General features: G+C 30.0%; 8 protein-coding genes. 7 read left to right on the forward strand and 1 reads right to left on the reverse strand.

The window, feature by feature from the left end; genetic code table 11:
- Positions 1–25 precede the first annotated feature (25 nt).
- Positions 26–1,111, forward strand: a complete 1,086-nt coding sequence (locus OWM07_RS09230) for an MraY family glycosyltransferase (protein ID WP_423303424.1) — start codon at positions 26–28, stop codon at positions 1,109–1,111.
- A 121-nt stretch (positions 1,112–1,232) separates the two neighbouring features.
- On the opposite strand, the gene OWM07_RS09235 is transcribed toward OWM07_RS09230, so the two are convergent.
- Entirely contained in the window at positions 1,233–2,075 is an 843-nt protein-coding gene (locus OWM07_RS09235) for a Wzz/FepE/Etk N-terminal domain-containing protein (protein WP_423303425.1), read from the reverse strand.
- Positions 2,076–2,393: 318 nt separating this feature from the next.
- On the opposite strand from OWM07_RS09235, the gene OWM07_RS09240 reads away from it, so the two are divergent.
- The 6 genes from OWM07_RS09240 (at position 2,394) to OWM07_RS09265 (ending at position 7,848) form a co-directional block, all read left to right on the forward strand.
- A complete protein-coding gene (locus OWM07_RS09240) occupies positions 2,394–3,938 on the forward strand; it encodes an ATP-binding protein (protein ID WP_423303426.1) in 1,545 nt (514 codons plus the stop codon).
- A gap of 312 nt (positions 3,939–4,250) precedes the next feature.
- Entirely contained in the window at positions 4,251–4,484 is a 234-nt protein-coding gene (locus tag OWM07_RS09245) for an AbrB/MazE/SpoVT family DNA-binding domain-containing protein (protein WP_423303427.1), read from the forward strand.
- A complete protein-coding gene (locus OWM07_RS09250) occupies positions 4,481–4,882 on the forward strand; it encodes a PIN domain-containing protein (RefSeq protein WP_423303428.1) in 402 nt (133 codons plus the stop codon). Before OWM07_RS09245 ends, OWM07_RS09250 begins: the two co-directional genes overlap by 4 nt.
- A 152-nt stretch (positions 4,883–5,034) precedes the next feature.
- Positions 5,035–5,319, forward strand: coding sequence for a nucleotidyltransferase family protein (locus OWM07_RS09255; protein ID WP_423303429.1), 285 nt, complete (start codon positions 5,035–5,037; stop codon positions 5,317–5,319).
- Between the two features lie 47 nt (positions 5,320–5,366).
- Positions 5,367–5,669 carry a HepT-like ribonuclease domain-containing protein gene (locus tag OWM07_RS09260; protein ID WP_423303433.1) on the forward strand — a complete coding sequence of 101 codons (303 nt, stop codon included), beginning with the start codon at positions 5,367–5,369 and terminating at the stop codon, positions 5,667–5,669.
- 196 nt (positions 5,670–5,865) lie between these two features.
- Positions 5,866–7,848: a hypothetical protein gene (locus tag OWM07_RS09265; RefSeq protein ID WP_423303430.1), complete on the forward strand. Its 1,983-nt coding sequence runs from the start codon at positions 5,866–5,868 to the stop codon at positions 7,846–7,848.
- Positions 7,849–8,071 lie beyond the last annotated feature (223 nt).

Here is an 8,071-nt window from a genome sequence, read left to right on the forward strand (position 1 = left end):
CGTAAATGCTATATAAAGGTGCTAAATGATTAAATTTTTATTTGCAAGCTTCTTTATTTCATTAATTGGTTGTTTCATAGTAATATTGTTTTTTGGAAAAGTTTTTAGAGTTGGTGAGGATCATTTTGATGGGCCGCAGAAGTTTCATGATAGGCCGACGCCAAGAGTTGGTGGAGTGGGGGTTTTTGTGGCTTTTGCTGTGGCGGTTTTGTATTTGATGGTATTCAAAAAGAATAGTATATATTTATATTTTTTTATATCTTCATTACCTATTTTTTTGTTTGGATTATTAGAGGATATCACAAGAAAAGTAGCGCCAAAAATTAGATTATTGGCAGCTATTTTATCGGGATTATTGGTATATTTTTTATTAGATGTTTATTTGACGAGAATCGGGATACCTTATGTTGACAATATTTTTCATATTAAAGTTATTGCTGTTATTTTTACAATTATAGGTGTAGCAGGTGTTGCTAATGCTATCAATATAATTGATGGGTATAATGGGCTTGCATCAGTTGTATCAATGATAATTTTTTTGGCTATAGCTTATGTGGGGTTTAAAGTAAATGATCAGTTTATTTATACTGTATCATTTATAATGATAGGTGGTATTGCTGGCTTTTTTATTTGGAATTACCCTTTTGGTAAAATATTTTTGGGTGATGGTGGAGCCTATTTCATAGGGTTTACTATTGCTGTTTTATCTGTAATGCTTGTTAAAAATCATCCTCAAGTGTCACCATGGTTTCCACTCTTGACGGTAATTTACCCGGTATTCGAGGTATTATTTTCATTTTATAGGAAAAAGCATCTCAAAGGTAGATCACCTTTTCAACCTGACGGTTTACATTTTCACATGTTAATTTATAAAAGAGTTGTTCCTTTTGTTTTTGATATTCATCGCAGTGAAAAACTTATGCGCAATTCTGCCACATCCCCTTTTCTCTGGCTTATTTGTTCGTTTGGAACTATCCCCGCCGTAATGTTCTGGCAAAATACCACAATTTTGGTCATATTTACTGTCCTTTTCTGCTGGTTTTATGTCTGGCTGTATAGGAGTATTGTAAGGTTTAAGTTTGGGAGGATGATAAAAACGTTGAAGCGTTAAAGTGCCGGGAATCGTGAACCGAGAACCGTAACCCGAATCACAGATCACGAATATAGCTTGTTGGCAAACTTAATAAAAAGTGAAATCACTTATCACTTATCACTTATCACTTATCACAAGCCTATTCTTCTTTGAAACTTCTCACAAACTCCATAAAGAATACCATGAAAATCGACAAGAAAAACCCTGTGACTAAAGCTACGACAATGATAAGCTTTTTTTTCGGTTTTATAGGTTCTTCATAAGTTAATACTTTACCTAAGGTGCTTGTTCTTGTTATATTTAGTGGAGAAATTTGTGAGTTCAGTTGGACTATATTAAGCTTTGTCCTTAATAATTTGTCTTGGTATTCTTTGATATTATTTGCTATTGTTTGATAAATTAATGGGTCTTTAGTCGATTTAAGCTGAATCTCAAGAGCTGTTAATTGTTTTTTTGTTTCTGTCAATTGAGTTTCCAATATGTCTATTTGAGATTTAATATTCTCGGTATAGGAAGTAAGTTTTTTATCTTCCTCTTTTTTTACAGAATCGAGTATTTTGTTGAGGTAGTCTAATGCTGCCTCATTTGAAAAATCTCTTATTTTAAGTCCAAGTAAGTCATTTGTTTTCTTGATTATCTCAACATCTACTTGAGGGTATTTGTCATTTTCATCTTCAGAATTATCAAAATTGCCCTTTATGTACAGTTGCAAAGCATTTGGTTCTATGAGATATATTTTACTATTACTATTACTATTACTAATATATCCAACTTGTATATTAGACTTTATTTCATAAATTGGTTTTTTAAAATAAGCATAAATAGCCGCCAAAGAAGTTATTGCTAATGTAAATATTAGTATGAAATATTTGTGTTTTAAAATAGTTCTTATAAGTTCTTTAAGGTCAATTTCATCTTCTTCGTATGTATGTATTGGTACATATTGCACAGGTATGATTTGTTGTTTATTTTTTTCTTCCATGGCCACTCCTAAATCATATTTAAAAAAGCAACAAAATTTTAACAATTATACTGAAAAATTGCAATGGTTATTTTAAAACGTTAAAACTTGTAAACGTTAAAATGCCGTGAACCTAGAAACGTGTGAACGCTAAAACGTATAAACGTGCAAACGTGAAACGTAGAACCTAGAACCCTAAACGGGAACCGTTAATCGAAAATAGTATATCGGATTTCGAATAACGTACAACGGATTATTTATTTGCAAATTTGGGGATGTAGGGTATAATTGATAAAGTGAGTTGTAAAGTAGTGTAGTGGTGAGTGAGGTGATATTTATATGAAGAAGTTACCGATAGGGATACAGAGTTTTAAGGAAATCAGAACAGAAAATTATTATTATGTAGATAAAACGCATTTTGTTAAGAAGTTGGCTGAATCGGGTAAGTATTTTTTCCTGAGTCGTCCACGTAGGTTTGGTAAATCCCTTTTTCTTGATACACTAAAAGAAGCTTTTAGTGGTAACAGAAGGCTGTTTAAAGGTCTTTATCTTTATGACAACTGGGATTGGAATAGGAAGTACCCTATAATAAAGATAAGTTTTGGAAGTGGGGTTGTTGATAGTTCTGATAAATTGATTAAATTAATAAATTATTATTTAGATAAGATTTCAAGAGACTATGATACTGTATTAAATGAAAATTTAATTAGCTTGAAGTTTAAAGAGTTGATAGAGAAACTTGCAGCAAAGTACAATGAAAAAGTGGTTGTATTGGTTGATGAGTATGATAAACCGATATTGGATAGGATAGATGATATTGATGTAGCAAGGGAGAATAGGGAGGTATTGAAAGATTTTTATTCAGTATTAAAAGATGCTGATCCTTATTTAAAGCTCGTATTTTTGACTGGGGTATCAAGATTTTCAAAAGTGTCAATATTCAGTGGGTTGAACCAATTAAATGATATTACTTTGGATAAAAGGTTTTCAACAATTTGTGGTTACACTCAGTTAGACTTAGAGAATGTATTTGCTGATAGGCTCAAAGATTTTAATAAAGATGAGGTTAGAGAGTGGTATAATGGTTATAGCTGGCTTGGAGAAAGTGTTTATAATCCATTTGATATTTTACTTTTGTTTGATAAAAAGAGCTTTAGGCCTTATTGGTTTGAGACGGGAACACCAACATTTTTAATAAAGATGTTTCAAAGACATAGATATTATTTACCACAACTTGAAGGGTTGGAGGTTGGAGAGCAACTGTTGTCAAATCTTGATATAGATTATATTTATCCAGAAAATTTGCTGTTTCAAGCTGGTTATTTGACAATCAAGGAGTTTTTACGAATAGGCAATGAAAATGTATATGTATTAAACTATCCAAACTTAGAAGTAAAAAAGAGTTTTAATGATGCATTTTTGACTTATTTGACCCCTAGCCCAGCTATGAAAGATAGGGCAGAGATAGGTTTAATTAGGGCATTACAGGCAAATGATGTGAGTAAAATAAAAGATATATTGTATAGTTTTTTTGCATCAATTCCTCATGATTGGTATAGAAAGAATGAATTAGAAGAGTATGAGGGCTTTTATGCTTCAGTGATTTATGCACTTTTTAATGGAGCAGGATTATATGTGATAGCTGAGGATACAACCAATTTGGGCAGGATAGATTTGACTGTGATATGGGAAGGTAGGGTATATGTAATAGAGTTTAAGGTTGTAGATGATGGTGCAGAAAATAAGGGGTTAAATCAGATAAAAGAGAAGAGGTATTTTGAGAAATATCAGAGTAAATATTGTGAGATTTATTTGATAGCTATAGAATTTAGCAGGGAAGACCGAAATATTGTTTCTTTTGAGTGGGAAAAGTTAGAATGTTAGAACGTTAAAACGTTAAAATGTAGAAACGTTAGAACGTAAGAATGTTAGAAAGTAAACCGTGATTTGTAAAACGTGAATTGTGAAGCATGATTCGGGAATCGGTAGACAGAAATCGAAGAACGGGAATAGGTAAACGTTAACAGTTGAATAGCTCAAAGTTTTAATTGCTAAGTATTGAGTATTGAGAGAGTACTGAGTTTTTGGTCGAAAACATTTTGTTAGTACTTATTGTAACAGTAAATTGGTTGTCTATTGACTCTCTTCAAAATAAAGCTTATTTTATTTAGTAAAGCAATGAGAGGGAGACTTGTTATGAGTATAGAAGTAATTGGAAAAATAAGCAGTAAAGGACAAATTACGATTCCAAAAAAAATTAGAGATTTACTTGGCACTGATATTATAAAGTTTAAAGTAGAAGACGATATAATTAAAATTGAACCTATTGAAGATGTAGCTGGCTTACTTTCTAAATATGCCAAGAAAGGGGTATCTTTTGAGGAGGAAAGACAGACAGCATGGGAAAAGATAGGTGAAAAGTATAAATGAAAAAAGTTATATTTCTTGATACCAATGTTATTTTAAGATATTTATTGAAAGATAAACCTGAACAATTTAATGAAATTAAAGAAACTTTTTCATTGTTGAAAACAGGAAAAATTAAAGGTTACATTTTATCAGAAGTTTTACTGGAGACCTATTACGTATTAGTTAGCTTTTACAATGTTCCCAAAGAAGAAGCGTTAATTAGTTTAAAGAAACTATTGTTGTATAAAGGATTTATTGGAAAAGAAAAGGAAATATTATTAAATGCAATTGATTATGTTTTAAATTACCCTAAAGTAAGTTTACTTGATTGGGTATTATGCTTGAAATCCAAACAAAAAAATGGAGCTATTTTGACATTTGATAAAATATTAGCGAAAAATTGTGATAGTAATTTGTGAAACTAGAAAAGTGCAGAAATGGAACGTTAAAGCGTTAAAACGTTTTGTATTGCGAGTGGAGCTAAATATATCGTAAAACAGGCTTGATTATTATGTAAATTGAGTTAATTATTAAAATATAAGTTTTAATTATAAAAAAGGTAGAAAAATTTATGGAAGAAATTGTAAAAAAATTACAGAAAATACGTAGTTTTTTAGAAAAAGAGTATTTCATAAAGAATATTGCATTATTTGGGTCTTATGTCAGAGGCGAACAAGATGAAAGTAGTGACCTTGATATCCTAGTAGAATTTTATAAAACACCTACTTTGATACAATTTTTGAGATTAAAATTTTTTTTATCTGATTATTTAGGTGTCAGAGTAGATCTTGTTATGAAGCAGTCTTTAAAACCAGTTATTGGTGAAAGAATACTCAAAGAAGCTATATTAATATGAAAAAAGAAAGACTTTATCTTGATTATTAAATTGATATTAAAGATGCCATAGAAAAAATAGAAATCTTTACTTCAGATACTAATATTGATTGTTTGGAAAAAGATGAGAAAACTTTGTTTGCTGTTATTAGATGTTTTGAAATTATTGGAGAGGCTGCTAAAAAGGTTGGTGAAGAAATAAGATACAAATATCCTAATGTTCCTTGGAGAGAGATTGCGGGTATGAGGGATATATTAATTCATGAATATTTTGGAATAGAAGTTGAAGTTATAAAAGAAACACTTAAAAAGGATTTAATTTTTCTTAAAAAGAATATAATTGAAATATTAGAAAAAGAAAAGAAAGAGTAAACTATTTAATAATAATTTTGAAACGTTAACACGTTAAAATGTAGAAACGTTAGAACGTTGGAATGTTAGAAAGTAAACCGTGATTCGGGAATTGGGAGACGGAAATCGAAGAACTGGAATAGGGAAACGTTGGAACGTTAAAACGTTAGAACGTTGAAACGTTAAAACTTATTATTTTATAAATTGTGAGGTTGTTATGGATAAGAAAGGTAAATTTATAATAGTTTTTTTGTTGATGATAGGTGTTTTTGTTTATTCGGCTTATGTTAGGTTTGAGCAGTATAACAAATGGAAAGAGCAAAGGAGTATTTATTTTGTTGAAAACTATCCTGCTATGACAACTCTTGATGCTTATTACTGGCTTAGATATGCCAAAGAGTATGATAACGGATTATATTATAAAACTGATAATGATACATTGAGATATTATCCAGATGAAACTGAAAAACCAAGACCAGTACCATTTCTAAGTTTTTTGATAGCTAAGTTATCGAGCTTTACAAATAACAACTATTATTATGCGGGACTTTTCTTGATTCCTATTTTGGCCTCACTTTTTATAATCCCTTTTTCACTTTATTTTTATTATGCTGGTTTCCCTTTTGGTGGAATTTTAGGTAGTTTTATTGGGACTTTTAGTTATATGTATTTTGTTAGAAGTTCAATGGGTAGAGTTGATACTGATTTATTAAATATATTTTTCCCAGTTTTAGCATCTTTATTTATATTTTTTTCAGCAAAAAATGAAGATACTAAAAAGGTTTATTTATTTTCTGCATTAAGTGGGCTTTCTATGCTATTTTTCTATTGGTGGTATTTTCACCCTGGCTTTACTTTAATATATTTTGGTGTTTTATTAGTTGTTTTATTTTTGGAGAAGAAACCTATAAAAGTAATTTTAAAAAGTGCAGGCTTGTTTGTCCTTTTTAGCAATCCATTATACTTATTTTATGGAATTTTTAATTTATTTGGTTTTATAATTAACTATTTTACTGTATCAAAGGAGAATGTGATTGGTTTTCCAAATATTTTACAAACGATTACTGAAGCTCAGCATAAGCCGATAAAAGAGGTTTTAGAGTATATAATAAATTCTCCATATTTATCAATATTAGGATTAATCATATTTGTTATTTTTGCTGCTTTAAAGTGGCGTAAATTTTTGGCTATAGTTCCACTATTTTTACTGGGTTTGCTTGCTTTTAAAAGCTCAAATAGGTTTGTGATGTTTTTAGCTCCTTTTGCTGGTGCTGGCATTGGGATGATAATAGATTATGCGGTGGAGTATGCTGAGAAAAATTTTAAAAAGATAAAGCCATTAAATATAAATTTGATTGCTGTTGCAATTGTTGTGCTACTATGTGTGGGACTTGGCAAGCTTACAGCTAAGGAATATGTGCCAAAGCCTTCAATAAATCCAGGGATTATAAAATCTTTTATTGATATGAATAAGAAGCTTGAAAAAGGTGCAATATGGTCTTGGTGGGATTATGGTTATGCCATTGAGGATATTGTAGGATTCCCAGTTTATCATGATGGTGGTTCACAAGGCTCACCAAAAACTTATTTTATTGCAAAAAGCTTAATTACGGACAATCAGAATAAGCTTTATAAATATATTTCATATTTTGATAATAACGGCATGAATGAGATAAAAGAGATGATTGATGATAACAAATCTGCTCCAGATATTGTCAAATATGTAGATAGCTATGAGGGGCTACCAAAAGGTAACAATTATGTATTATTTACTATGGATATGATTTCAAAATTTCCTGCATACAATTTTATTGGATCTTATAATTTTAACACTAAAACATCACAAGAAGTTGTTGTTGCTCCTTTAAGCTGTCAAAAGGTTGTAAAAGGTGTATTTGAATGCGATGGAAATAGTATTGACACTAAAAATGGCTTAATCAATGGGAAAATTCCTGTGAAAATGTTTGATATCGCTAAGAATGGAAAATTGGTATCAACTAAAAAGTATCCTTTTAATACAGGATATAATGTGGAGCTTTTGTTAAAAGGTAATACAGTTATATACATTATTTTATCTGATGATAATTTTTATAAATCAAACTTTAATCAAATGTATTTGTTGGGAAAATATGATAAAAAATTATTTGAAGAAGTTTACAATAATTTCCCTTTTGCGAGGGTGTTTAAAGTTAAAAAATAAACTTGAAGTAGACATTTTATATTTGTATGCTAAAATTTGGTGGTTGAGGCTGTTGCACAATAAATTATGTTTTTACTAACAAGGTAGTTTTGAGATTGCTTCGGCAACTTTCATTGCCTCGCAATGTTCTATGTTAAATGTCAAGTTTTTTTTAAATATTAGTTAATATTTTACCAGAATAATTTTCATCATAAGCTACTCCTCTCAATAATATCGCATATAT

It is taken from the genome of Deferribacter thermophilus, assembly GCF_049472675.1.
Taxonomy (GTDB): domain Bacteria; phylum Chrysiogenota; class Deferribacteres; order Deferribacterales; family Deferribacteraceae; genus Deferribacter; species Deferribacter thermophilus.

Bases quoted from the DNA above. Each gene is read 5' to 3' on its own strand.
- OWM07_RS09255 (WP_423303429.1), top strand. From the start codon at position 5,035: ATGGAAGAAATTGTAAAAAAATTACAGAAAATACGTAGTTTTTTAGAA.
- OWM07_RS09265 (WP_423303430.1), top strand. From the start codon at position 5,866: ATGGATAAGAAAGGTAAATTTATAATAGTTTTTTTGTTGATGATAGGT.
- OWM07_RS09250 (WP_423303428.1), top strand. From the start codon at position 4,481: ATGAAAAAAGTTATATTTCTTGATACCAATGTTATTTTAAGATATTTA.
- OWM07_RS09235 (WP_423303425.1), bottom strand. From the start codon at position 2,075: ATGGAAGAAAAAAATAAACAACAAATCATACCTGTGCAATATGTACCA.
- OWM07_RS09240 (WP_423303426.1), top strand. From the start codon at position 2,394: ATGAAGAAGTTACCGATAGGGATACAGAGTTTTAAGGAAATCAGAACA.
- OWM07_RS09245 (WP_423303427.1), top strand. From the start codon at position 4,251: ATGAGTATAGAAGTAATTGGAAAAATAAGCAGTAAAGGACAAATTACG.
- OWM07_RS09230 (WP_423303424.1), top strand. From the start codon at position 26: ATGATTAAATTTTTATTTGCAAGCTTCTTTATTTCATTAATTGGTTGT.